21 protein-coding genes are annotated in these 24,780 nt (G+C 71.1%); 12 read left to right on the top strand and 9 right to left on the bottom strand.

What is annotated here, in order from left to right:
- Positions 1–165 precede the first annotated feature (165 nt).
- The 6 genes from ASC56_RS43105 (at position 166) to ASC56_RS14730 (ending at position 6,864) form a co-directional block, all read left to right on the top strand.
- Positions 166–2,091 (top strand): TraR/DksA C4-type zinc finger protein, encoded by a 1,926-nt coding sequence (locus ASC56_RS43105; RefSeq protein ID WP_371330066.1) that lies wholly within the window; start codon positions 166–168, stop codon positions 2,089–2,091.
- A gap of 81 nt (positions 2,092–2,172) precedes the next feature.
- On the top strand, positions 2,173–2,850 hold the full coding sequence (gene lspA, locus ASC56_RS14750; protein WP_055491825.1) for a signal peptidase II: 678 nt from the start codon (positions 2,173–2,175) through the stop codon (positions 2,848–2,850).
- A gap of 52 nt (positions 2,851–2,902) precedes the next feature.
- Positions 2,903–3,847 carry an RluA family pseudouridine synthase gene (locus ASC56_RS14745; protein WP_055491824.1) on the top strand — a complete coding sequence of 315 codons (945 nt, stop codon included), beginning with the start codon at positions 2,903–2,905 and terminating at the stop codon, positions 3,845–3,847.
- Positions 3,844–4,311, top strand: coding sequence for a GNAT family N-acetyltransferase (locus ASC56_RS14740; RefSeq protein ID WP_055491823.1), 468 nt, complete (start codon positions 3,844–3,846; stop codon positions 4,309–4,311). Before ASC56_RS14745 ends, ASC56_RS14740 begins: the two co-directional genes overlap by 4 nt.
- A gap of 129 nt (positions 4,312–4,440) precedes the next feature.
- Positions 4,441–6,027, top strand: coding sequence for a Na+/H+ antiporter (locus tag ASC56_RS14735; RefSeq protein WP_055491822.1), 1,587 nt, complete (start codon positions 4,441–4,443; stop codon positions 6,025–6,027).
- 96 nt (positions 6,028–6,123) lie between these two features.
- A complete protein-coding gene (locus ASC56_RS14730; protein WP_055491821.1) occupies positions 6,124–6,864 on the top strand; it encodes an SDR family NAD(P)-dependent oxidoreductase in 741 nt (246 codons plus the stop codon).
- An 11-nt stretch (positions 6,865–6,875) separates the two neighbouring features.
- Here ASC56_RS14730 and ASC56_RS14725 read toward each other — a convergent pair whose 3' ends face one another.
- Positions 6,876–7,985, bottom strand: a complete 1,110-nt coding sequence (locus tag ASC56_RS14725) for a mechanosensitive ion channel family protein (protein WP_055491820.1) — start codon at positions 7,983–7,985, stop codon at positions 6,876–6,878.
- Positions 7,986–8,089: 104 nt separating this feature from the next.
- On the opposite strand from ASC56_RS14725, the gene ASC56_RS14720 reads away from it, so the two are divergent.
- Entirely contained in the window at positions 8,090–8,659 is a 570-nt protein-coding gene (locus tag ASC56_RS14720; protein WP_055491819.1) for a dienelactone hydrolase family protein, read from the top strand.
- A 63-nt stretch (positions 8,660–8,722) separates the two neighbouring features.
- Here ASC56_RS14720 and ASC56_RS14715 read toward each other — a convergent pair whose 3' ends face one another.
- The 3 genes from ASC56_RS14715 to ASC56_RS14705 form a co-directional block, all read right to left on the bottom strand.
- Complete coding sequence (locus ASC56_RS14715) at positions 8,723–9,562, bottom strand: thioredoxin domain-containing protein (protein ID WP_055491818.1); 840 nt, start codon at positions 9,560–9,562, stop codon at positions 8,723–8,725.
- A gap of 95 nt (positions 9,563–9,657) precedes the next feature.
- On the bottom strand, positions 9,658–10,335 hold the full coding sequence (locus ASC56_RS14710) for a hypothetical protein (RefSeq protein ID WP_055491817.1): 678 nt from the start codon (positions 10,333–10,335) through the stop codon (positions 9,658–9,660).
- A gap of 114 nt (positions 10,336–10,449) precedes the next feature.
- Positions 10,450–11,775, bottom strand: coding sequence for a DUF2252 domain-containing protein (locus ASC56_RS14705; RefSeq protein WP_055491816.1), 1,326 nt, complete (start codon positions 11,773–11,775; stop codon positions 10,450–10,452).
- A 293-nt stretch (positions 11,776–12,068) separates the two neighbouring features.
- Here ASC56_RS14705 and dnaE point away from each other — a divergent pair, with 293 nt between their 5' ends.
- The gene (dnaE, locus tag ASC56_RS14700; protein ID WP_055491815.1) at positions 12,069–15,608 is read left to right on the top strand and encodes a DNA polymerase III subunit alpha; all 3,540 of its coding nucleotides are present in this window, start codon (positions 12,069–12,071) and stop codon (positions 15,606–15,608) included.
- A 102-nt stretch (positions 15,609–15,710) separates the two neighbouring features.
- Here the strand turns inward: dnaE and ASC56_RS37960 are convergent, their stop codons facing one another.
- Positions 15,711–15,890 (bottom strand): hypothetical protein, encoded by a 180-nt coding sequence (locus tag ASC56_RS37960; protein ID WP_079102497.1) that lies wholly within the window; start codon positions 15,888–15,890, stop codon positions 15,711–15,713.
- A 223-nt stretch (positions 15,891–16,113) separates the two neighbouring features.
- Here ASC56_RS37960 and ASC56_RS14695 point away from each other — a divergent pair, with 223 nt between their 5' ends.
- The 4 genes from ASC56_RS14695 (at position 16,114) to ASC56_RS14680 (ending at position 20,138) form a co-directional block, all read left to right on the top strand.
- Positions 16,114–17,328: an NYN domain-containing protein gene (locus ASC56_RS14695; protein WP_055491941.1), complete on the top strand. Its 1,215-nt coding sequence runs from the start codon at positions 16,114–16,116 to the stop codon at positions 17,326–17,328.
- A gap of 183 nt (positions 17,329–17,511) precedes the next feature.
- Positions 17,512–18,483, top strand: a complete 972-nt coding sequence (locus ASC56_RS14690; RefSeq protein WP_055491814.1) for an ABC transporter ATP-binding protein — start codon at positions 17,512–17,514, stop codon at positions 18,481–18,483.
- A gap of 115 nt (positions 18,484–18,598) precedes the next feature.
- On the top strand, positions 18,599–19,417 hold the full coding sequence (locus ASC56_RS14685) for an ABC transporter permease (RefSeq protein ID WP_055491940.1): 819 nt from the start codon (positions 18,599–18,601) through the stop codon (positions 19,415–19,417).
- 34 nt (positions 19,418–19,451) lie between these two features.
- The gene (locus ASC56_RS14680) at positions 19,452–20,138 is read left to right on the top strand and encodes a DUF2567 domain-containing protein (protein WP_055491939.1); all 687 of its coding nucleotides are present in this window, start codon (positions 19,452–19,454) and stop codon (positions 20,136–20,138) included.
- Positions 20,139–20,336: 198 nt separating this feature from the next.
- Here the strand turns inward: ASC56_RS14680 and ybaK are convergent, their stop codons facing one another.
- The 4 genes from ybaK to ASC56_RS14660 all read right to left on the bottom strand — a co-directional run bounded on the left by ybaK (position 20,337) and on the right by ASC56_RS14660 (position 24,410).
- Positions 20,337–20,840 carry a Cys-tRNA(Pro) deacylase gene (ybaK, locus tag ASC56_RS14675; RefSeq protein WP_055491813.1) on the bottom strand — a complete coding sequence of 168 codons (504 nt, stop codon included), beginning with the start codon at positions 20,838–20,840 and terminating at the stop codon, positions 20,337–20,339.
- A 25-nt stretch (positions 20,841–20,865) separates the two neighbouring features.
- Positions 20,866–21,606, bottom strand: coding sequence for an LON peptidase substrate-binding domain-containing protein (locus ASC56_RS14670; RefSeq protein WP_055491812.1), 741 nt, complete (start codon positions 21,604–21,606; stop codon positions 20,866–20,868).
- A gap of 11 nt (positions 21,607–21,617) precedes the next feature.
- Entirely contained in the window at positions 21,618–22,700 is a 1,083-nt protein-coding gene (locus tag ASC56_RS14665) for a hypothetical protein (protein WP_055491938.1), read from the bottom strand.
- A 129-nt stretch (positions 22,701–22,829) separates the two neighbouring features.
- Complete coding sequence (locus ASC56_RS14660) at positions 22,830–24,410, bottom strand: hypothetical protein (RefSeq protein WP_055491811.1); 1,581 nt, start codon at positions 24,408–24,410, stop codon at positions 22,830–22,832.
- Positions 24,411–24,780 lie beyond the last annotated feature (370 nt).

Raw genomic sequence — 24,780 nt, 5'->3', positions numbered from 1 at the left:
GCGGATTACCGGGCGGAGAGCTGGGCACAACCGATGCAGGCTCGCCGCGGAGCACGCGCGGGGCGGGCAAAGCGCTGGCGTGCCCCGTTGCCGCGGGTCAGAAGTCGATTTATCGTCCCAGCACGATTCGCGCGCGAAATCACACTGTGTGAAGGGGCCGCGGCCATGGTGGCGAAGAAGACGGCCGTACAGCAGTCGGCGTCCGGCAGATCCACGGGTGCGGCTGCCTCCGGCGGCGTGGCGGCCAGGGATGTGAACGGCAGGAAGAACACCCACGCGGCATCGGCGAGGCGGAAGGCCAGGCCGGTGACGACGCTGGGCACGGCGCCCGACGGGGCCGGCCGGACGAGGGCGGCCGGGCAGACGGCTGCCATGGAGGCGGGGGGCACGCCGAAGCAGGCTTCGGCGACGGCTGCCGGGGATACGGCTGTCCAGGAGACGGCTGCTGCAAGGGCGGCCGCCGGGCCCGCGGTGTCCCGGCAGACGGTCTCCGGGGAAGCGGCGGCGTCGCGGACGACCGCTCCTGAGACGACCGAGCAATCGGTCTCCAGGAAGGCGGCCCGCAACGAGGCGGCCGCGGGGAAGCAAACGACCGTGAGGACGGTCGCCGGAACGGAAGCCGCCGGGGAGACGGATCCTGGGACGGCGGCCCGCAATGAGACGGCCTCCGCCAAGAGGGCCGCGAAGGAGGCGCCTTCCGTGAAGGGTGCCGTGCAGCAGGCGGCCTCTGCGAAGGCCGCCAAGGAGGCGGATTCCGCCAGGGCCGCCACCAAGAGCGCAACTCCTGACAAGGCGGCCGCGGGGAAGACGGCTCCTGCCAAGGAGACCCGCACGACGACGGCCACCGGGAAGGAGGCCGCCGGGAAGGCGGCTGCTCCCAAGACCGCGGCTGCCGGGAAGTCCGCCGCCAAGAAGGCGGCGGTGTCCAAGGAGACATCGTCGAAGCGGGCGGCCGGGGGAGCGGCCGCGTCCAGGAAGACGACCAAGGAGGAAGGCGGTCCCCGGCGACCGGCGGCGAAGAAGGCGGCGGCCGGCACAAGCGGCACAGGGACGGCGGCGAGCGGCACGGCCGCCAAGAAGGTGGCAAAGAGGGCCCCGGCCAAGGAGGTGGCGAAGAAGGCGGCTGCCAAGAAGGTGGCGAAGAAGGCCCCGGCCAAGGAGGTGGCGAAGAAGGCGGCTGCCAAGAAGGTGGCGAAGAAGGCCCCGGCCAAGAAGGTGGCGAAGAAGGCCCCAGCCACGAAGGTGGCGAAGAAGGCCGTTGCCGAGAAGGCGGCGGCCAAGAGCGTCCCCGCGAAGAAGTCGGCGGCGAAGACGTCGGCGGCGAGGAAGGTCGCCGCGAAGAAGACGGTGGCGAGGAAGGTCGCCACGAGGGAGACGGCGGCCAGGAAGGCCGTCAGGGAGGAGACGGCGGCGAGGAAGCTCGCCGCGAGGGAGACGGCGGCCAGGAAGGCCGTCGGCGAGGAGTCGGCTCCTGTCAAGGCCGCTGCCCGCAAGAGCGCCGTCGCGAAGGGCGGCACCCAGAAGAGCACCCCCACGAAGAGCGCGGCCAAGAAGAGCACGGCCAAGAAGGCGGGCACGGTCGAGGTCGCCGAGCAGACGGGAGCCACGACGGTGGTTGCGAAGAAGACTCCTGGCACGGCCACGGCGGCGAAGAGCCCCACCGCGGTACCCAAGGCACGGCTCGCCGCGGTGGAGCCCGGCGAGTTGGCGGTGCGCCCCGGCGAGGACCCGTGGACCCCCGAAGAGGTGGACGAGGCACGCGCGGAGCTCCAGTCCGAGGCGGTGCGGCTGCGCGGCGAGATCGACGCGTCCGAGCAGGCGCTGGCCGGACTGATGCGCGACTCGGGCGACGGCGCCGGTGACGACCAGGCGGACACCGGCGCCAAGAACATCACCCGCGAGCACGAGATGGCGCTCGCCGCCAACGCGCGCGAGATGCTCGAACAGACCGAGCGCGCCCTGGAACGCCTCGACGCCGGCACCTACGGCCTGTGCGAGAACTGCGGCAACCCCATCGGCAAGGCCCGCATGCAGGCATTCCCGCGCGCCACGCTGTGCGTGGAGTGCAAGCAGAAGCAGGAACGCCGCTGATGATCCCGTCCTGAACACGGTGTCCTGCGGGGAGGTGCCGTAGTCTCGTCCTCAGTCAGGCACCTAGGTTGAGGGACTCACGTGGCAGAGGCGGAGCGCATCATCGGTACGCCGGATATCCCAGACGCGGCGGGGGCCGGACCGGAGCGGTCCGGCCACCGGGCTCCCTCCGGTGAGCGAACCGCCCCGGATTCCGCCGTCGCGCCCGCGAAGACGCCTGCCGAGGGCTCCGGCGTGCGGGAGCCGGGGTCCGGCGCAGCCGGGCATCCCCGGGGCAGGCGCCGGATCGCGGTGCTGTTCGTGGTCGCCGCCTTCGCCTACGCGCTCGACCTGATCAGCAAGTTGATGGTCGTCGCGAAGCTGGAGCACCACGTGCCGATCCGGATCATCGGGGACTGGCTGAAGCTGGAGGCCATCCGCAACCCGGGCGCCGCCTTCGGCTTCGGCGAGGCCTTCACGGTGATCTTCACGGTGATCGCGGCCGCCGTGATCGTGGTGATCGCCCGCCTCGCGCGCAAGCTCTACAGCCTGCCCTGGGCGATCGCGCTGGGCCTGCTGCTCGGCGGCGCCCTGGGCAACCTCACCGACCGGATCTTCCGCTCCCCGGGCATCTTCCAGGGCGCGGTGGTCGACTTCATCGCGCCCAAGCACTTCGCCGTCTTCAACCTGGCCGACTCGGCGATCGTCTGCGGCGGCATCCTGATCGTGCTGCTGTCCTTCCGGGGCCTCGACCCGGACGGCACGGTCCACAAGGACTGAGCGCCCGGGCCTCTCGTACGGCGCTGTCGGACCCGTCCGGCATACTCGACGGGTGAGCACGCTTCCCGAGATCCGTACCCTGCCCGTGCCCGACGGCCTGGAGGGCGAGCGCGTCGACGCCGCCATCTCCCGCATGTTCGGCTTCTCCCGTACGAAGGCGGCGGAGCTGGCCGCCGCGGGCAAGGTGCTGGTCGACGGCACGGTGGTCGGCAAGTCGGAGCGGGTGCGCGGCGGTGCCTGGCTGGAGGTCGAGATGCCGCAGGCGCCCGCGCCGGTTCAGGTGGTCGCGGAGCCGGTCGAGGGCATGGAGATCGTGCACGACGACGAGGACGTGGTCGTGATCGTCAAGCCGATCGGCGTGGCCGCGCACCCGTCGCCCGGCTGGTCAGGCCCGACCGTGATCGGCGGTCTCGCCGCCGCCGGGTACCGCGTCTCGACATCGGGGGCCGCCGAGCGCCAGGGCATCGTGCACCGCCTCGACGTCGGCACGTCCGGCCTGATGGTGGTGGCCAAGTCGGAGCGCGCGTACACCTCGCTCAAGCGCCAGTTCAAGGAGCGCACGGTCGACAAGCGCTACCACACCCTCGTCCAGGGTCACCCGGACCCGACGAGCGGCACCATCGACGCGCCCATCGGCCGCCACCCCACCCACGACTACAAGTGGGCGGTCACCGCCGACGGCAAGCCCTCCATCACGCACTACGACCTGATCGAGGCGTTCCGCTCGGCCTCCCTGCTCGACGTCAAGCTGGAGACGGGACGTACCCACCAGATCCGTGTCCACATGGCCGCCCACCGGCACCCGTGCGTCGGTGACCTGACGTACGGCGCGGACCCGACCATCGCCAAGCGGCTCGGCCTGACCCGGCAGTGGCTGCACGCCGTACGCCTCGGCTTCGAGCATCCGGGGGAGGGGGAGTGGGTCGAGTTCGAGAGCGCCTACCCCACCGACCTGCAGAAGGCGCTGGACAAGGTGCGTGAGGAGAGCTGGGCATGAGTTCCGGGTATGTGGTGCGGGTCGCCGAGGACCCCGCCGACCGCGAGGCGTGCTTCGCGGTCCGCAAGGAAGTCTTCGTCCGTGAGCAGGGCGTCCCCGAGGACATCGAGTACGACGCCTACGACGCCGGCGCCGTGCACGTCCTGGCCGTACGGGAGGGCGGCGTGGTGCTCGGGACGGGCCGGCTGCTGCACGGGGAGGCGGCCGCGGCCAAGAACGGCGGCGACCCGTCCGTGGGCTCCCTGGGGCGGCTCGCGGTGTCCCGGGAAGCGCGCGGTCTTGGCGTCGGCGCGGCGCTGGTGCGGGCGATGGAGGACGCGGCACGCGCGCGTGGGCTCACGGCGGTCGATCTGCACGCGCAGACGCATGCGCTGGGCTTCTACGAGCGGCTGGGGTACGAGGCGTACGGGCCGGAGTTCCCCGACGCGGGCATACCGCATCGGGCGATGCGCCGCCCTCTGTAGCGGAGGGCGCCCGCAAGCCGCCGAGGGCGTCGCACGCGGCCGACGGCGCCCGCAACGCGGGTGACAGGGGATGACATGGCAGGCTTGAGGTCTGCCGTGTGAACGTCGAACTTCCCGGAGCGCACCACCGTGGACCAATTGGCCCTCCTGCTGCTGCTGTTGCTCGGGGCCGTGGTGAGCGTACCGGTCGGGGACCGCTTCCGGCTGCCGGCGCCGGTGCTGATGACACTGCTCGGCATCGTGCTGGCCGTGCTGGACTTCGTGCCCGATGTGAACATCCCGCCCGGCCTGATCCTGCCCGCGCTGCTGCCGCCGCTGTTGTACGCCGCCGTACGCCGCACCTCCTGGCGGCAGTTCGCGGCCAACAGACGGCCCATCTTCCTGCTGGCCGTGGCGCTGGTGTTCGTCACGACCGTGTGTGTGGCCGCCGTCGCCCATGCGATCGTGCCGGGACTGCCGATCGCTGCCGCGATCGCCCTCGGGGCTCTGGTCGCGCCGCCCGACCCGGTCGCGGCGACCGCCGTCGCGGGACAGCTGGGACTGCCCCGCCGACTGGTGTCGATCCTGGAGGGCGAGGGCCTGTTCAACGACGTGACGGCGATCGTGCTGTACCACGTCGCGATCGCCGCCGCCGTCAGTGGGACGTTCTCGCTGCCGCACGCCCTGCTGGAACTGGCCCTCTCCGCGGCCGTCGCCCTCGGCGTCGGGCTCGCGCTCGGCTGGGCCGCCAACAAGCTGCTGGACCTCCTCGGTGACGCCACCCTGCAGATCGGGCTGACGCTTCTGGTGCCGTACGCGTCGTACGTCCTGGCCGAGGAGTTGCACGGCTCCGGCGTGCTGGCAGTGCTCACCACCGCGCTGTTCCTGGCGGAGTACGCCGCCGATCCGGACGACGTGATGATGCGGCTGGCCGGACATACGTTCTGGGACATCGTGGACACCCTGGTCACCGGGGTCGCGTTCGGGCTCATCGGACTCGAACTGCACCACGCCTTCCGCACCGCGTCCGGGCGGTGGGGCCAGATGCTCGGCTGGGCCGCCGCGATCGTGGCCGTCGTGGTGCTCGTACGGCTTGCGTGGCTGCTGCCCGCGACCTGGCTGACCAAGCGGCTGCACGCCAAGCGGGACCACGACGAGGACATCCCCACGTCGTGGCGCGAGACCGTCGTCATGTGGTGGTCGGGGATGCGGGGCGTGGCGTCGGTGGCGCTGGCCCTGGCCATCCCGCTGAAGAGGGACGACGGATCACCCTTCCCCGACCGGAACGAGATCGTCTTCATCGCGTTCGGCGTCATCATGGCGACGCTCGTGCTCCAGGGACTCACCCTGCCGTGGCTGGTGAAGAAGCTGGGGGTGCGGGCCGACACGGAGCGGGAGAAGGAGTTCGAACGGGCGCTGGCGACCCGCGCGGCCAAGGCGGCGAAGCGGAGGCTGAAGGAGATCGAGGAGGTCGAGGAGCTGCCGGAGGAGTTGTCCGAGCAGTTGCTGCGGCGGGCCTTCGACATCGGCGCGCGCATCAGCCCCGACCTGGGCGACGAGGAGCGGCGAGAGGCGTACGAGCAGCGTGCCCGGCGCATGAAGCGGCTGCGCAGGATCCAGGGGGAGATGCTGAGCGCGGCACGGCACGAGGTGCTGGCGGCGCGCAGTGAACCGGGCTCCGACCCGGAGGTCGTCGACCGGGTGCTGCGCCATCTGGACGTGCGCAGCCTGCGCTGACACCGCCGGTGCGGGAGACACCGGCCTTTCGAGACCCGCGGACGGATCGGCTTGAATCAACCCCTCGTCGCGGTCCCTCCTTTGTAGGCTCTGATCATGGCGCGCAACGTGGTGATCAGTGGTGGCGGTACGGGAATCGGCCTTGCGGCGGCGCGGGCCTTCGCCGCGGACGGGGACCAGGTGCTGCTCCTCGGGCGGCGGGCGGAGGTGCTGGAGAAGGCCGACGTGCCCGGGGCGCTGACCCACGCGGCCGACCTGAGCGATCCGCACGCCGTGCGCGGGGTCGCCCAGTTCGTGGCCGCGGAGCTCGGCACCGTGGACGTCCTCGTCAACAACGCGGGTGGGGCCGGGAATCCGGAGGCCGGGGCCGACACCGACGAGCCGCTCGAAGCGGTCGCGCACACCTGGACCGTCAACTTCCGGCAGAACGTGCTGACCGCGGCGCTGCTCACGGAGGCGCTGCGGGAGCGGCTGGCCTCACCCGGCGGGCGCGTCCTCTTCCTCAGCTCCATCGCCGCCTACCGTGGCTCCGGCAGCGGGGCGTACGCCGCGTCCAAGGCCGCGCTGCACCCGTACGCCTTCGATCTGGCCCGGGATCTGGGCCCCCGCGGCATCACGGTGAACGTGGTCGCGCCCGGCTATGTCGAGGACACCGACTTCTTCGGTGAGGCGATCGACCCGGCGCGGCGCGACCGGCTCGTCGCGGAGACGTCGACCGGCCGAGCCGGTACGCCCGGCGACATCGCCGCGACCCTGCACTGGCTGGCCTCCCCGGGCGCCGGGCACATCACCGCGCAGGTGATCCAGGTCAACGGTGGGGCAGAGCGGGGTCACTGACGGGCCGGGCCTCAGCCCCGGCCCGTCCGCGACGACTCGTACTCCCGGTGGCCCGCTCCATCGGCCCAGGCATGCCCGTTCCTGCTCGGCGGCGCTATCGCCTCCGCCGTGTTGACCCGTGGCAGCGCGTACGGATGCTCCTCGGTCAGCCAGCGGATCATCTGCTCACGGACCGTGACCCGGACCGTCCAGATGTCGTCGGCGTCCTTCGCGGTCACCAGCGCCCGGACCTCCATGGTGGTGGGCGTCGTGTCGGTGACGACCAGGCCGTGGGCGCGGCCGTCCCACGCCGGGCACTGGCGCACGATGTCGCGGAGCCTCTCGCGCATCGCCTCCACCGGCGCGGAGTGGTCGACGTGGAAGAAGACGATGCCGGTCATCTGGGAGCCACCGCGCGACCAGTTCTGGAACGGCTTCGAGGTGAAGTACGTCACCGGCATGGTGATCCGGCGCTCGTCCCAGGTCCGCACCGTCAGGAACGTCAGCGTGATCTCGTCGACGGTGCCCCACTCGCCGTCCACCACGACCGTGTCGCCGATCCGCACCATGTCGCCGAACGCGATCTGCAGACCGGCGAAGAGGTTGGCGAGCGTGGACTGCGCGGCGACACCGGCGACGATGCCCAGGATGCCGGCCGAGGCCAGCAGTGAGGCGCCGGCCGCCCGCATCGCCGGGAACGTCAGCAGCATGGAGGCGGCGGCCACCACCCCGACGATCGCCGACACCACCCGCATGATCAACGAGACCTGGGTGCGCACACGCCGGACCCGGGCCGGATCGCGGTGGACGCGGGCGTAGCGGGTGTAGGACGTCTCCACGACGGCGCCCGCGATACGGATGACCAGCCAGGCGGCGGATCCGATCAGCACCAGTGTCAGCGCCTGGCCGATCCCGACCCGGTGGGCCTCCAGAAGCTTGGCCTGGTCGTAGGAGCCTCTGAGCAGGGCCGCGCAGAGGACGAGCTGGTAGGGGATGCGGCCGCGTCGCAGCAGGCCCCACAGGGGCGTCTCGGGGTGGGAGTCGTTCGCCTTGCGCAGCAGGAGGTCCGTGGCCCAACCGATGAGCAGGGTGAGCACGACCGAGCCACCGACGACGATCACCGGGCGCAGTACATTCTCCATGCCTTCGAACGTAACCGGATGAGGGCGGTGTGAACCTCTGATCCCGTTTCGGTCGCAAACACGCTGCGTACGGCGCGGTCGGTGCCGACTGGCACCATGGGCTCATGAACATCATGCTCTTCCACTCCACATACGGACTGCGGCCCGCCGTCCGCGCCGCCGCCGACCGGCTGCGCGCCGCCGGGCACGAGGTGTGGACCCCTGATCTGTTCGACGGCCGCACCTTCGAGACGGTCGAGGAGGCCATGGCCTTCAAGGACGAGATCGGCAAGGAAGAGCTGCTCAAGCGGGCCGTCCTGGCCTGCGCGCCGTACTCGGAGCGAGGGCTTGTGTACGCGGGGTTCTCGCTCGGCGCCGCCACCGCGCAGACCCTGGCCCTCGGTGACAAGCACGCGCGCGGCCTCCTGCTGCTGCACGGGACCTCGGACATCGCGGCCGGCGCCTCGGTGGACGATCTCCCGGTCCAGCTGCACGTGGCCGAGCCGGACCCGTTCGAGACGGACGACTGGCTGAGCGCCTGGTATCTGCAGATGCGCAGAGCTGGCGCGGACGTGGAGATCCACCGGTACGTGGGCGCCGGCCACCTCTACACCGACCCCGATCTGCCGGACTATGACGAGGAGGCGGCCGAGGCCACCTGGCGGGTGGCGCTCGGCTTCCTCGACAGCCTCTAACCGGCCGCTCAGCCTCTAGCCGGCCGCTCGCGGACGATCTGGTGTGTCCTGTCCGGTGCCGGCTCAGGCCTTGAGGGCCGCGTCCACCAGCGAGGTGAACTCGCCCACCGTCATCGGCGGGTTGCCGGCGGAGGTGGTGAGCACCTTGCCGTTCATGACGAAGCTCGGCGTGCCCGTGACGCCGTCCTTGTTGGTGTCGAACGTCTTCGACATCGCCAGCGCCCAGGCGTCATAGGTGCCGTTCTTCACCGCGTTCTGGAACGCGGTGCTGTTCTTCAGGGCCGGGACGGTGTCCGCGACCTTGAGCAGGTAGTCGCGGCCCTTGAACTTGTCGCTCGTCTCGTCCGGGTGCCACTGCTTCGAGTACAGCGCGCTCTTGTACTCGAGGAAGGCCTCCGGGCTGACGTTGAGCGCGGCGCCCATGGCGCTCATCGCGTTCTTGGAGCCCTCGCCGCGCGTACCGATCGTGCCCTTGCCCAGCTGGTCGCCGTCGATGAACGTGCCGCCGATGTACTGGATCTTGAACTTGCCGTCGTCGATGTCCTTCTTGACGGTCGTACCGACGGTCTGCTCGAACTGGGCGCAGATCGGGCAGCGCGGGTCCTCGTAGACCTTGAGGGTCTTCTTCGCGGTGCTCTTGCCGATGACCACGGTCGTCCCGTCGGTGCCCGTGGTGTTGGCCGGCGCCACGACCTTGGCGCTCTTCAGGGCCTCCCAGTGACTGGGCTTGTTGGCCTGGACGACGGCGTAGCCGACCCCGCCGGCTATCGCGAGGACGCCGACGATCGAGCAGGCGACGATGACCTGCCGCTTCACCTTGTCGCGCTTGGCCTGCCGCTCGCGCTCCTGACGCAGCCGCTCACGGGCCGCCGTCTTCGCCGTCTGGCTGTTCCGCTTGCTCATCGGGTGATCTCCATGGGGACGCGCGCACACGCTGTGCGCGGGTTGTGTAAAGGGGGGTCTTGCGGTGCTCGGGTGCTTCGGATGCTTCGGGTGCTTCAGCCGAAGGTGACCGAGCGCGGCGGACCCCGCCGTCCCAGGGAGTGCGCGAACAGGGGAATGCGGACGGTGACGACACGGTGCGCGGGCCGCGGGGCCCGACGCATCGGGGCGAGCCGCACCTCCACCGCGGCGACGGCGATCAGCAGCGGCCGGAACGTGGTCGCGGCCATCGCGCGCAGCAGCTGGGCCAGCGCCCGCTCGCCCCGGCGCAGCCAGGCGGCCGCGAGGAGCCCCACGCTCACATGGGCGGCGAGCAGCAGCCAGGCGGTCGCCGGGTCGGCGTGCGCCAGCAGAGCCGCGACCCGGTCGGTGCCCGGGCCGGCGACCCGGGTGCCCACGCTGCCGCCACTGCACAGGACGTCCAGGCCGACCGAGCGCAGCGGGCCGGTGACCGGGCCGCCCGCCCTGCCGTAGCAGGCGTGCTGGCCCGTGGTGAACACCGTGTCCGCGGCCAGCTCGAGCGGGACCAGCAGGGCCGCGATCTTCCCGAAGCCGCGCTCACGGCCCGCCAGCCCGTAGGCGACGGCGAAGACGGCTGCGGCGATCGCGGCCACCGTCCCCATCGGCAGCGGGACCTCGGACAGCAGCACGTGCGACGCGGCGCTGAGCGTCACGACCACCGCCGTGAACAGCGCCGCGCGTACGGCTCTGAGCTGGGTCCCGGATATGTCCATAGCGGTGAGAGTGTCCCACGCGCTCCCGTAAGGGTCCCCTAAAGGGGGGCCATGCGTTACGGGAGCGTTGTGTGGGAGCGGTCGGGGAGCCCTGGAGTCCCAGGAGCAGGAGGCCTACAGACCGGGGATCCGGCCGTTGCGGAACAGGTCCACGAAGATCTGGTGGTCCGTACGCGCGCGTGCCCCGTACTCGTGCGCGAAGTCCACCAGCAGCTCCGCGAAGCCGGCCTCTTCGGCGGCGATCGCCGCGTCGATGGCCCGCTCCGTGGAGAACGGCACCAGGGACTCGCCGGACTGGTCGTCCGCCGCCGCGTGCATCGTGGCGGTGGACCGGCCCAGGTCGGCGACGACCGCCGCGATCTCCTCCGGGTCGTCGATGTCGCCCCAGTCCAGGTCCACGGCGTACGGCGACACCTCGGCGACCAGCTGGCCCGCGCCGTCCAGCTCGGTCCAGCCCAGCCACGGATCGGCGTGCGCCTGCAGGGCACGCTGGGAGATCACCGTGCGGTGGCCCTCGTGCTGGAAGTACTCGCGGATGGCCGGGTCCGTGATGTGGCGGGAGACGGCCGGGGTCTGGGCCTGCTTGATGTAGATGACCACGTCGTTCTCCAGGGCGTCGCTGTTGCCCTCCAGGAGGATGTTGTACGACGGCAGGCCCGCCGAGCCGATGCCGATGCCCCGGCGGCCGACCACGTCCTTGACCCGGTAGGAGTCCGGGCGGGCCAGGGAGGACTCCGGCAGCGTCTCCAGATAGCCGTCGAAGGCGGCGAGCACCTTGTAGCGCGTGGCCGCGTCCAGCTCGATGGAGCCGCCGCCCGGCGCGAAGCGGCGCTCGAAGTCGCGGATCTCGGTCATCGAGTCCAGCAGCCCGAAGCGGGTCAGCGAGCGGGCGTCGCGCAGCGCGTCCAGGAGCGGGCCCTGGGCGGTGTCCAGGGTGAAGGGCGGCACCTCGTCGCTCTTGGCCCCGGTGGCCAGCGCGTGGACGCGCTCGCGGTAGGCCGTCGCGTACACCGTGACCAGCTCGCCGATCTGGTCGTCGCTCAGCGCCTTGGCGTACCCGATCAGCGCCATGGAGGCGGCGAAGCGCTTCAGGTCCCAGGTGAAGGGGCCGACGTACGCCTCGTCGAAGTCGTTCACGTTGAAGATCAGACGGCCCGTGGCGTCCATGTACGTGCCGAAGTTCTCGGCGTGCAGGTCGCCGTGGATCCACACGCGCGAGGTGCGGTCGTCCAGGTACGGGCCGCCGCGCTTCTCCGCGGCGAGGTCGTGGTAGAAGAGGCACGCCGTGCCCCGGTAGAAGGCGAAGGCGGAGGCCGCCATCTTGCGGAACTTCACGCGGAACGCGGCCGGGTCGGCGGCGAGCAGCTCGCCGAAGGCGGTGTCGAAGACGGCGAGGATCTCCTCGCCGCGTTGCTCGGCGCTGAGCTGCGGAACCGACATCGCGGGGTGCCTCCAGGTGCAGGTGGTGCGTGACGTGTGGGACGGATCGTCCGTCCCCTTCCAACGGACGACGGTACGCGGGAGTGCCCGCGACCCTCGTACGGAGACACGGGTGATGGGGCTCCTGTCCGTCGCACGAAGGTACGGGTGCGTGGCCCGTGTCCCCCGGATGAAGGTACGTAAGGAAACGCTCCGGGTGTCAGTGCCGAGGCATAGACTTCGAGGCTGTCCACCCAGACTGTCCGCAGCCTGCCGGACCCCCGTCGACGTCGTTCGCCCTGGAGGCCGAAGCCGTGTCAAAGCCGCCGTTCACGCACCTGCACGTCCACACCCAGTACTCGCTGCTGGACGGTGCGGCGCGGCTGAAGGACATGTTCAACGCGTGCAACGAGATGGGCATGACGCACATCGCGATGTCCGACCACGGCAACCTCCACGGGGCGTACGACTTCTTCCACTCCGCGAAGAAGGCCGGGATCACCCCGATCATCGGCATCGAGGCGTACATCGCCCCCGAGTCCCGCCGCAACAAGCGCAAGATCCTCTGGGGCCAGCCGCACCAGAAGAGGGACGACGTCTCCGGTTCCGGTGGTTACACCCACAAGACCATCTGGGCGGCGAACAAGACGGGTCTGCACAACCTCTTCCGGCTCTCCTCCGACGCGTACGCCGAGGGCTGGCTGCAGAAGTGGCCCCGGATGGACAAGGAGACCATCGCCCAGTGGTCCGAGGGCCTGATCGCCTCCACCGGCTGCCCCTCCGGCGAGGTGCAGACCCGGCTGCGCCTCGGCCACTTCGACGAGGCGCTCAAGGCGGCCGCCGACTACCAGGACATCTTCGGCAAGGGCCGCTACTTCCTGGAGCTGATGGACCACGGCATCGAGATCGAGCGCAGGGTTCGCGACGGCCTGCTGGAGATCGGCAAGAAGCTCGGCATCCCGCCGCTGGTCACCAATGACTCCCACTACACGTACGCGCACGAGGCGGGCGCCCACGACGCCCTGCTGTGCATCCAGACCGGCAAGAACCTCTCCGACCCGGACCGCTTCAAGTTCGACGGCACCGGTTACTACCTGAAGTCCACGGACGAGATGTACGCCATCGACTCCTCGGACGCCTGGCAGGAGGGCTGCCGCAACACCCTGCTGGTGGCCGAGCAGGTCGACACCACGGGCATGTTCGAGAAGCGCGACCTCATGCCCAAGTTCGACATCCCCGAGGGCTACACCGAGGTCACCTGGTTCCAGGAGGAGGTCCGCCGCGGCATGGAGCGCCGCTTCCCGGGCGGCGTCCCCGAGGACCGCCAGAAGCAGGCCGAGTACGAGATGGACGTCATCATCCAGATGGGCTTCCCGGGCTACTTCCTCGTGGTCGCCGACTTCATCATGTGGGCCAAGAACAACGGCATCGCGGTCGGCCCCGGCCGAGGCTCCGCGGCGGGCTCGATCGTCGCCTACGCCATGGGCATCACCGACCTCGACCCGATCCCGCACGGCCTGATCTTCGAGCGGTTCCTCAACCCCGAGCGCATCTCGATGCCCGATGTCGACATCGACTTCGACGAGCGTCGGCGCGTCGAGGTGATCAGGTACGTGACGGAGAAGTACGGCGCCGACAAGGTCGCCATGATCGGCACGTACGGCACCATCAAGGCCAAGAACGCGATCAAGGACTCCGCGCGCGTGCTGGGCTACCCGTACGCGATGGGCGACCGCATCACCAAGGCGATGCCCGCCGACGTCCTCGGCAAGGGCATCCCGCTCTCCGGCATCACCGACCCCAGCCACCCGCGCTACTCGGAGGCGGGCGAAGTGCGCGGGATGTACGAGAACGAGCCGGATGTGAAGAAGGTCATCGACACCGCCAAGGGCGTCGAGGGCCTGGTGCGGCAGATGGGTGTGCACGCCGCCGGCGTGATCATGTCCAGCGAGACCATCACCGAGCACGTCCCCGTCTGGGTCCGGCACACCGACGGCGTGACCATCACCCAGTGGGACTACCCGAGCTGTGAGTCGCTCGGCCTGCTGAAGATGGACTTCCTCGGCCTGCGCAACCTGACGATCATGGACGACGCCGTCAAGATGGTGAAGTCCAACAAGGGCGTCGACATCGATCTGCTGGGTCTGCCGCTCGACGACCCCAAGACCTTCGAACTGCTCCAGCGCGGCGACACCCTCGGCGTCTTCCAGTTCGACGGCGGCCCGATGCGCTCGCTGCTGCGCCTGATGAAGCCGGACAACTTCGAAGACATCTCCGCCGTGTCGGCCCTGTACCGCCCGGGCCCGATGGGCATGAACTCCCACACCAACTACGCCCTTCGAAAGAACGGCCAGCAGGAGATCACGCCGATCCACCCGGAGCTGGAGGCCCCGCTCAAGGAGGTCCTGGACGTCACCCACGGCCTGATCGTCTACCAGGAGCAGGTGCAGAAGGCCGCCCAGATCATCGCGGGCTACTCGCTCGGCGAGGCCGACATCCTCCGCCGTGTGATGGGCAAGAAGAAGCCCGAGGAACTGGCGAAGAACTTCACCATCTTCCAGGCCGGCGCCCGTAAGAACGGATACAGCGACGAGGCCATCCAGGCACTGTGGGACGTGCTGGTCCCCTTCGCCGGCTACGCGTTCAACAAGGCCCACTCCGCGGCGTACGGCCTGGTCTCCTACTGGACCGCCTACCTGAAGGCGAACCACCCCGCCGAGTACATGGCCGCACTCCTCACCTCGGTCAAGGACGACAAGGACAAGTCGGCCGTCTATCTGAACGAGTGCCGCCGCATGGGCATCAAGGTGCTCCCGCCGAACGTCAACGAGTCGGAGTCGAACTTCGCCGCCCAGGGCGACGACGTGATCCTCTTCGGCCTCTCCGCGGTGCGCAACGTCGGCACGAACGTCGTCGAGTCGATCATCAAGGCCCGCAAGGCCAAGGGGAAGTACACGTCCTTCCCGGACTATCTCGACAAGGTCGACGCCGTGGTCTGCAACAAGCGCACCACGGAATCGCTGATCAAGGCCGGGGCCTTCGACACGATGGGCCACACGCGCAAGGGCCTCACCGCGCAGTACGAGCCGATGATCGACAACGTGGTCGCGGTCAAGCGCAAGGAAGCCGAGGGGCAGTTCGACCTCTTCGGCGGCATGGGCGAGGAGCAGAGCAGCGAGCCCGGCTTCGGCCTCGACGTCACCTTCACCGACGAGGAGTGGGACAAGACGTATCTGCTCGCCCAGGAGCGGGAGATGCTCGGTCTGTACGTCTCCGACCACCCTCTCTTCGGCCTGGAGCACGTGCTGTCCGACAAGGCCGACGCGGGCATCGCCCAGCTCACCGGCGGTGAGCACGCGGACGGCGCGGTGGTCACCATCGGCGGCATCATCTCCGGCCTGCAGCGCAAGATGACCAAGCAGGGCAACGCCTGGGCGATCGCCACGGTCGAGGACCTGGCGGGCTCGATCGAGTGCATGTTCTTCCCGGCGACCTACCAGCTGGTGTCGACGCAACTCGTCGAGGACGCCGTCGTGTTCGTCAAGGGCCGCCTCGACAAGCGTGAGGACGTGCCACGGCTGGTCGCGATGGAGCTGATGGTCCCGGACCTGTCGAACGCGGGCACCAACGCGCCCGTCGTGCTCACCATCCCCGCGGTGAAGGTCACCCCGCCGATGGTCAGCCGCCTCGGCGAGATCCTCAGCCAGCACAAGGGCGACAGCGAGGTGCGGATCAGGCTCCAGGGTCCGCGCAAGACGACCGTCCTGCGGCTGGACCGGCACCGCGTCAAGCCGGACCCGGCGCTCTACGGCGATCTGAAGGTCCTGCTCGGCCCGGCCTGTCTGGCGGGCTGATCCCTCCGGAGCGCCGACATGTGCGGGGGCGCACCCGAAGCCGGGTGCGCCCCCTCCGTGTGTGCCCGGACCTGGGGCACAGCACGAGCCCGAACGCGGGCCTCAGTTGTGACCGAAGCGCTTCTGCTGCTTACGGGCAACACTCGCAGGGCTGCCCGGGGCCTGCGATATAGGAGACTCGTGCGTTTCCTGAGCGGGCCTGTGCATGTGCTCCTGCGCCTGTTCGGCCTGCGGCGAGCGGTTCTGCGGGCCGGACTGCTTGCGGTTCTTGTTCTTGGCCATGGGGATGCCTCCTGTGGGGGATCTAGGGGCCAGGGCCGGGACCAGAGTCACATAGGCTGACATCAGTCGCATGTCGGACAATTACCGTGGGTGACAGAGATCGTTCGAGGAGCGGGGCTCCGATCCGCCACGCCGAAGATCGAGTTCGGGCCGTTAACCTCCCCGCGGTCGGGCAGACTCGAAGGAAGCCCGAAGCAAACCTCCCGGGAAGAGGGTGGATCGCGTGGACCGCTGCATCGTCCTGGTGGACGCCGGGTATCTGCTCGGGGCTGCCGCCAGCCTGCTGGCCGGTGAGCCCTCGCGGTCCCGGATCACCGTCGACCACGCCGCCCTCATCCAGGGGCTGCGCGAACGCGCCGAGTCCGACACGGAACGACCGCTGCTGCGCATCTACTGGTTCGACGGCGCCCCCGACCGCGTACCGCAGCCGGAGCATCGCAGGATGCGCGTGATGCCCCGGGTCACGGTGCGCCTGGGCGCCCTGACCCGCAGCGACGGGCGGTGGGCGCAGAAGGGCGTCGACGCCGCGATGCACGCCGAGCTGACGGAACTGGCCCGCAACCGCGCCTGCTCGGACGTCGTGCTCGTCACCGGCGACGGGGATCTGCTGCCGGGCATGATGGCCGCGAAGGAGCACGGGGTCGCCGTGCACCTGTGGGCCGTGCAGGCCGCGGACGGCGACTACAACCAGTCCGAGGACCTCGTCGCCGAGGCCGACGAGCGGCGCGTGCTCGACCGGGCGTGGATCATCAAGGCGGTACGGGCGAAGGAAGTGGGCGGGGTGTGCGCGCCCCCGCCGGTGCCACGGCCGGAGATCGCCGCGATCCTGTCGGCTCCGCTGCCGGAGTCGGCGCTCGCGGCCACGACGGACCGGCCCGCCGAGGAACCGGAACACGTCCCGGCGGCTGCCTCGGCGAACGGCTCCCAGGAGCGCGTGCCCACGTCCAAGGGCGTACCGACGCCGAAGGACCTGGCCGCGCTCCGGGCGCCCGGCACCCAGACAGCGCAGCAGCCCGCCGGGGCGACGTTGCGGTGGTCGTCCGACAAGGGCTGGGTCGACCGGCCCGTCGCGGCCGAGTCGCCGGAGGCCGCCTCGCTGCCCACGCTCGCGCAGCTGACGACCGCGGAGCAGCGATGGGCCGACCGGGAGGAGGACATCACCACGGTCGGCGGCGACCCGTACGAGGTGGGCCAGGTGTTCGCGCGGCGGTGGATCGAGCGGCTCGCCGATCCCTCGCACCTGCAGAAGCTGTCGGGCATGTATCCGCGGGTGCCGCACCGCATCGACGGGGAACTGCTGCGGTACGCGGCGCGTTTCGGGCTGCTCGCGCACAAGGACGACCAGATCGACGAGCACGACCGGTATGCCATCCGGGCGGGGTTCTGGCGGGAGATCGATCAGCGGACGACGGCGGAGCACGCCCCCGCGGGAGACTGAGCCCGACCGGCGTGTCACCCCGGGCGGCGCCGTCGTGATCGAGCGCCGTTACGGCCGATTTGGGCTGAGCGGTCGATATGCGCACATGGGTCGACCCGCGCGTGGCTCCGCCCCCGGCACCCCGTACTCTCGTCCCTTGTGAGTACGCGCACCGCACAGGCACAACCGCAGGGCGGCGATGTCGTGTGCGCCGTGCGCGGGCTGACCAAGACCTATCCGGCGGTACGGGGCCGGCGCGGCGCGCCCGGTACCCCCGAGGTGCGGGCCACCGACGAGGTACGGCTGGACATCCGGCGCGGGGAGATCTTCGGACTGCTCGGGCCGAACGGCGCCGGCAAGTCCACCCTCGTACGGCAGCTGACCGGGCTGATGCGGCCCGACCACGGGAGCGTGGAGATCCTCGGACACGACATCGTGCGCCATCCCGAGCGGGCCGCGCGGATCCTCGCCTACCTCGGACAGGAGTCCACCGCCCTCGACGAGCTGACCGTCTCGCTCGCCGCCGAGACGACCGGACGGCTGCGCGGTCTCGAACTGCGGCGGGCGCGCGAGCAGAGGGACGCCGTCCTCGACGAGCTCGGGCTCACCCCGATCGCCGCCCGGCCGCTCAAGAAGCTCTCCGGCGGTCAGCGCCGGCTCGCCTGCTTCGCCGCCGCGCTGATGGGGGAGCGGCCGTTGCTGGTCCTCGACGAGCCGACCACCGGAATGGACCCTCTGGCACGCAGGGCCGTGTGGGCCGCCGTGGACCGGCGTCGGGCCGAACGCGGAACGACCGTCCTGCTGGTCACCCACAACGTCATCGAGGCGGAGACCGTCCTGGACCGGGTCGCCGTCCTCGACCGGGGCCGCGTCATCGCCTGTGACACCCCGGCCGGGCTCAAGGAGCGGGTCGCGGGCGAGGTACGGGTGGAACTCGTATGGCGCCAGCAGGCGCCGCTCGAGGTGCCCGAGGTCGCCGCGCTGCGCGCCCGTGCCGTCGAGTCCGGGCGCCGCTGGTCGCTGCGGATGGCCCCCGAGGAGGCGCGCGCGGCCGTCGCCACCGTGACCGGAGGCGCCGCGTTCGCGGCCCTCGACGACTTCACGCTGGCCACCCCCAGTCTGGAGGACGTGTACCTGGCGCTCGGCGGCAGCACCCACGGGCTGGTGAAGGCATGAGCGCGTGGGGCGTATCCGTATCGAGCTGCAGGGGCGTCGCGTCCGTATCGAGCGGCAGGGGCGTCGCGTCCGTGGGGGACTGGGCGGCGGCAGGAACGAAGAGGAGCAGCACGACGTGAGTGTCGTACCCGCCGAGGTTCTGCCCGGCGCCGGGGTCGTGGACGGCGGCGCCGGGGACGAGAGCGCCCTCGGCGCGCGGGCGCGGCTGTGGCCGTCGCTCGCCGCCGTGTACCGGGCGCAGCTGTCCCGGGCGCGGGTCGCGCGGATCCCACTGCTGTTCGTGGCCACGTTCCAGTCCATCGGGATCATGATCATGATGCGCGGCGTCGTGGACGGCGGCCATGACGCACGGTCCGTGGTGGCCGGGGCGTCCGTGCTGGTCGTCGCGTACGTCGGACTGAACCTGCTGGCGCAGTACTTCGGTCAGCTGCGCGGCAGCGGCGGGCTCGACCACTACGCCACGCTGCCGGTGCCCGCCGCCGCCGTGGTGCTGGGAGCGGCCGGCGCGTACGCGTCCTTCACCGTGCCCGGGACCGTGGTGACCGCCGTCCTCGGGTCCGTGCTGTTCGGGCTGCCTCTCGCGCACCTGTGGGTGCTCGCCGCGGTGATCCCGCTGTCCGGGGCCGCCCTCTCGGGCCTCGGCGCCGCGCTGGGGCTGCTCGCGCCGAGGCCCGAACTGGCCACGCTGTTCGGGCAGTTGGGTATGTCGGCGGCGCTGCTGCTGGGGGTGCTGCCCGCCCACCGGATGCCGGAGACCGTGCAGATGGCGCGGGACCTGCTGCCCTCCACCTACGGTGTCGAGGCGTTCGCGCGGAGCTTCGACGGGCATCCGGACTGGGCGTTGGTCCTCGGTGACCTGGCCGTGTGTGCCGCGGTCGGCGTGGCCTCGCTGGCCATGGCGACCTGGGCGTACCGCCGGGCGGCCGTCCGGTGACGCGGCTGACAGACCCGCCTGGCAGGATGTGAAGGTGACCGCTCCGTTGACTCCGCCTCCGCCGCCGCATGAACAGCCCCCGCATTCTTCGCACGACGCGTGGCACGCCGTGTCCGCTCCTCCGGGTGCGGGGCCCGCTCCGCACGGCGCCACGGCCCTGTACGGGGCGGACGGTCCCGGTATGAAGACCGAGGTGCGGGAGGCCGCCGTGATCACGGTGGGCGTCGCGCTCGCCGGGGTGCTGCTCGGGGTGCTGTGGTCGTGGCTGGCGCCGCATGTGCCGCTGGTGGGGGACCTGGTCGACAAGACCTGGGTCGTCTATCTGAAGGACACCGAAGGGGAGCAGGCCATCGGCGTGGACGGGACGTTCACGCTGCTCGCATCGGCGTTCGGAGCGGTCAGCGCGCTGGTCGTCTTCCTGGTGCGCAAGCGGGGCGGCGTACCGCTGGTGGTGGCGCTCGGCGTGGGCGGGCTGCTGGGGTCGCTGCTCGCGTGGCGGCTGGGGGTCTGGCTGGGACCCACGCAGAACGTGATCGCGCATGCCAAGGCCGTGGGCAAGGGGGTGACGTTCTCCGCGCCGTTGAAGCTGGGGGCCAAGGGGGCGTTGCTGGCGTGGTCGGTGGCCGCGCTGGTGGTGCACCTCGGGCTGACGGCGCTGTTCGGTCCCCGGGACCCGGATCCGTACGCGGCGCCTTACGAGCCCACCACGCCCCCGGCCTAGGACGGACACGCCGCGCCCGCCCCTGTTCCTCCTGGAGCGCCGGAGCCCCCTGGACAGCTCTCCGGCGCTCGGGTGAGGGCGTGGCTACGCCGGGCGGTGGCCGTGATTCGCGTGGCCCTTCTTCATGCGCCATTTGCGCTTGCGTGTCCTCTTCGACATGTTTCCGTACTACTCGACGACGGCTCGTTCGTCGAGTGGTCACGCGCGGGCGATCGGGGCGAGGCGCGCCTCCGTGAGCTTCGCCAGGTCCTCGGGCGACAGTTCCACTTCCAGACCCCGGCGGCCCGCCGACACACAGATCGTGGCGTGCGACGACGCCGACGCGTCCAGGACCGTGCGCAGCTTCTTGCGCTGGCCCAGGGGGGAGATGCCGCCCCGCACATACCCCGTCGTGCGTTCCGCCAGCGCCGGGTCCGCCATCGCCGCCCGCTTGCCGCCCACCGCGGTCGCCAGTGCCTTCAGGTCCAGTGAGCCCGCCACCGGGACCACCCCGACCACCAGCGCGCCGTCCACGTCCGCGACCAGCGTCTTGAACACCCGATCGGGGGAGACCCCCATCGCCTCGGCCGCCTCCTCGCCGTAGGAGGGATGCGAGGGGTCGTGGTCGTAGGAGTAGACCGTGAACTCCACCCCGGCAGCCGTCAGCGCCACCGTCGCCGGGGTTCCCCCCGACTGCTGCTGCTTCTTCGCTCTCTTCGCCATCCGGCCCGTCCCCACGTGTCACGCGTCAGTTCAGGCTGGTCGGACCCCGCGTCAGTTCCGCCGCCGGCAACGAGGGCAGACTACGGATGATCGCCGTCTCCGAGCGAAGCAGTTTCAGCTCGTCACGCAGACGGGAGGCGGTGTCAGGAGCCTGCAGCAGCCGCTGCTTCGTCGGCGTGTCCAGCATCACCGCGGCCGCCACCAGGTACGACACCACCGCCGGTTCGTCCGGCAGGTCCGCGCCGGTCGACAGGGACCGTTCCCGAGCGCCCGCCAGCCGCTTCTGGTACTGCCGGAACGCCCGCAGCACCCCCTCGGCGAGCGCGCCCGCCTCGTCGCCCTGCTCCTCCGGCAACTCCTCCAGCTCGGCCGTGAGGAACGCGCCCGACGTGTCCACCGAGAGCAGACGGACCCGTGTCGTGCCCGTGGCCAGCACCTCGAAGGTGCCGTCGGCCCGCTCCCGGATCGTCGCCGCGTCCGCGATACAGCCCACCGCGTGGAACGCCTCGGCAGGGTCAGGGCCGAAGCCGGCCGTGGGCCCGTGCTGCGGCAGGGCCGTCGGATCCGGCATGCCCGGGGCGCTCGGGGCCACCTCGTGGCCGTCGCGGATCGCGACGACGGCGAAGCGGCGCGGTTCGTCCTCGGGGGTCTTGAGCAGGTCGCGCATCAGGGCGCGATAACGCTCCTCGAAGACGTTCAGCGGGAGCACGAGCCCCGGGAACAGTACCGAGTTCAGCGGGAAGAGCGGGAGCCGGACGGTGGTCACGACCCGAAAGCCTAATGGCCGCTGGCGCGGGCGTGTCCGGCGCGCTCACTCCGTGGAAGGAGAGGCCTCGCCGAATGCCGGGTTCGCGCCCTCGTCACGTGCCGGCGGACACCGTCCCGCACCTCCAGGAACCGGCCCAGCGGATCTTCGGAGATCCGGTCCCAGGGCGCGGAGGTGGCGAACGGGCCGATCATGCGCAGCTGTGTCCACGCGTCCTCCCAGCGCTCCAGTTCGACCAGCACATACGTGAGGAGGTTGCGCACCTCGGCGGGCCACGGGTCGGCTTCCGCGTACCGGGACGACAGCGCGATCGCCCGGTCCGCCGCCGCGTCCAGCCGGTCGCGGCCCACCCTCGCCCCGCCGCTCTCCGTCAGACACGCGAAGGCCGCGCGCACCGGAAGCGCCTGCACCAGCGAGTCGGGCAGCGTGTCCTGTGCGGCGGTCTCGGCGAAGTCGAAGCACTCGCCGTGGGAGCCGTGGCGGGTGTGGCGGGTGTCTCCGCACCGGGAGCGGCACTGGGAACGGCAGGCGGCCGACAGGTACTGAAGGGCCGCCACATGGCAGCCGTAGTGGTACGGGGAGCGGCGTACGGCCTCGGTCCACAGCCGTTCGAACTCTGCGTGGCCGGCGTCGGTGCCGCGCGCATGGTCGAGCGCCACCCGCCACGGCACCGGGTCGCGCGGATTGCCCTCGGCCGCCGCCGCGATCAAGGGGCCCACCTCGCGCAGGAGTTCGGAGCGGGCCGGCGAGGCCCAGCCGCGGGCCACGGCCAGCTCCGCCTTGACCAGCAGCGCGTCCGGATCGTCCGGGGCGGCCGCGCACCAGTCCCCGAGCCACTCCTCGCGCGAGCGTGCGAAGGCGGCGAGCCGTGTCACGTACCGGTCGCGGTCCTCCCACTCGGCGGCCTTCCGCGTGGTCGCGAGCAGTTCGGCCGCCGGGCCGTGGTCGCCACGGCCGGCCGCGACCAGGGCGGGGGCAAGGCGTTCGTCGGGCGCGTCGAGGAGGACCTCGTCGTCCGCGGGCAGCCCGGCGGCGAGGTGGGAGGGGCGACGGGGCGTCCGCGCCGTGCGGATGAATGGGGGCAGCAGTGCCATGGTGTCGACCATTGAAAGCCGCAGGTCGGGGAGGCGCCAGCACGAATGCGTAACCCGTATTTAGTTGTACTCTCAACAGTCAAGAGTAGGCAAAAGGCGGCTGTTTCTCCGCTGTTGGGGGGCTATGCGTCAGCTGCGCCGCAGCAGCCGCGTCGCGCCCGCCGCGACCGTCGTCGCCAGGATCCAGCCCAGCAGGATCACCGCAGCCTGGACCCACTGCCAGCCGCCGCTCAGCGCCCACTGTCCCTGCTGGCCGAGGTCGATCACGGGCAGCAGCATGTCCAGGGCGAAGAGGGAGGGGTTCCACTCGGGATGGCCCTCCTTGCTGACCGGCGGATGGCTCGCGTGCGCGAACGCGACCGAGGCCGCCGCCCACAGCACCGCCATCCACACCGCCGCGCGGCCGGGCCGGTATCCGTAGGCGACCGTCCAGTCCTGCGCGTATCCCCACAGCTTGGCCGCGAGCGGCAGGGTCTCGCGGCGGCGGCGCTGCTTGGCGAGCAGGACCTCGCGCGCGTCCTCGTCCTCCCCGGAGTTGCGCAGCACGGCCGCGAGCCGCTCGTACGGTTCCGGGGCGTACTCGGCGGTCGCCGCCGCCACCCACTCCAGTCGCCGGGCGAGCGGGAAGGCGTCCTGCGGGACGAGGTTCTCGTAGGTGAAGCCGCCCATGTGCAGATCACCGGGGCCGGGCCAGCTCGTCCACCGGTCGATCAGGGTCACGATCCGCGCGCCCGAGAGGATCACCTTGCCGCGCTCGGGCCGCTCGCCCAGGAAGCGCAGCTCGGGCGCCTGTACCCGGCGAAGTGACAGCTCCTGGTCGTCGTCGAGGACGAACCGGGCCCGCTCCAGGTCGACCGCGTCGCCGAACCGTCCGTCGTCCAGCCGGACCCCGCCCCGGCATTCGAACCGCTGCACGCGCGTTCCCCGCGCGGGCGTGGTACCGCTGGTCAGGCGCGGATTGCCGACGCCCGCCGGGGTCAGGTACAGCGTCCGCTCGACCGTCAACTGGGGGGCGTTCAGCGCCAGCCGTGTGTACGGGTTGGTCAGCTGCGCGCCGCGCAGGCTCAGCGAGACGCCCACCTTGGCGCTGCGCAGGCTCAGCTCCCCGTGCGACTCCAGCATCTCGGCCTGCAGGTCCTGCCCGACGGTCATTCCGTCCGCGGTGATCGAGTGGCCGCGCCGGTCCCGGTAGACGACGGCCTGGTTGAGCAGCAGATCGGTGCCGATGTGCGCGTCGGTGAGCCGTACCCCGTTCTGGAAGCGGCAGCGCGGCAGATGCAGGTCGCCCTCCGTGTGCACCCGTGCCGCCTCCAGGCGCGGCACCGAGCAGTCCACCAGGCGCAGGGTCGTGAAGCGGGCCTCCGGTAGCAGGATCTCCTTCTCGAACCGGCAACCCTTCAGCTCCACGTACGGCATGATCGTGCCGCCCGCGAGGTCCAGGGTGTCCAGGATCTGCACCCCGGTCAGCTTCAGCGACGAGACACGCCCGGCGAGTGCGGGCGGCCCGTCCAGGAGCAGCCACGCCACGATCCGCGCGCGCACGCTGCGCTCCGGTCCCCAGGGGTGGCCGCCGTGCGGATCGTCGACGGCGGTGTCCCCGCTGCGCAGGTCGTAGGCGCTGCCGTTGCGGAAGGCCTGCCACATCCCGGCCTCGGCGGCGGTCAGATCGTCCGGCAGGTCCCCGGTGCGGATGCCGGCACCTTCGGTCACGGCTCTTCCTTCCTCCCCAGCTACTCGCGGGTTTCGTACGACCGTTCATGCCCGCTGGGTGACGGGTCGAACGCTAATGGTGAAGGCGATCTTCCGGGTGCGGTATCAGCCACCGGATCCGGCCACGGGCCACGCCGCCCGAACAACCGGATCCGGCCACGGCACGCCGCGCGCACCCGCGCTTCGCTCTCGGGCCCGGTCTTCGGCGAGCGCGTACCGATCAACGGCCCGGGCTCCACCGGGTGCCGCGTGAACCCCGGCCCGGCCTCCGACGGGCGCACCTGTCCCCCGGCACCGGTTCCGCACTCGTCGCCCGCCCCCCGTTACCGGCTCTGGCTGTCACCGGTCAGTCGGCCTGCCCGGACCACCG

Origin of the sequence: Streptomyces sp. TP-A0356, from assembly GCF_001417775.1 — a bacterium.
Classification (GTDB): Bacteria; Actinomycetota; Actinomycetes; order Streptomycetales; family Streptomycetaceae; genus Streptomyces.
Note: the sequence above shows the minus strand (reverse complement) of the source record. Positions and strands in the feature narration are given on the sequence as shown.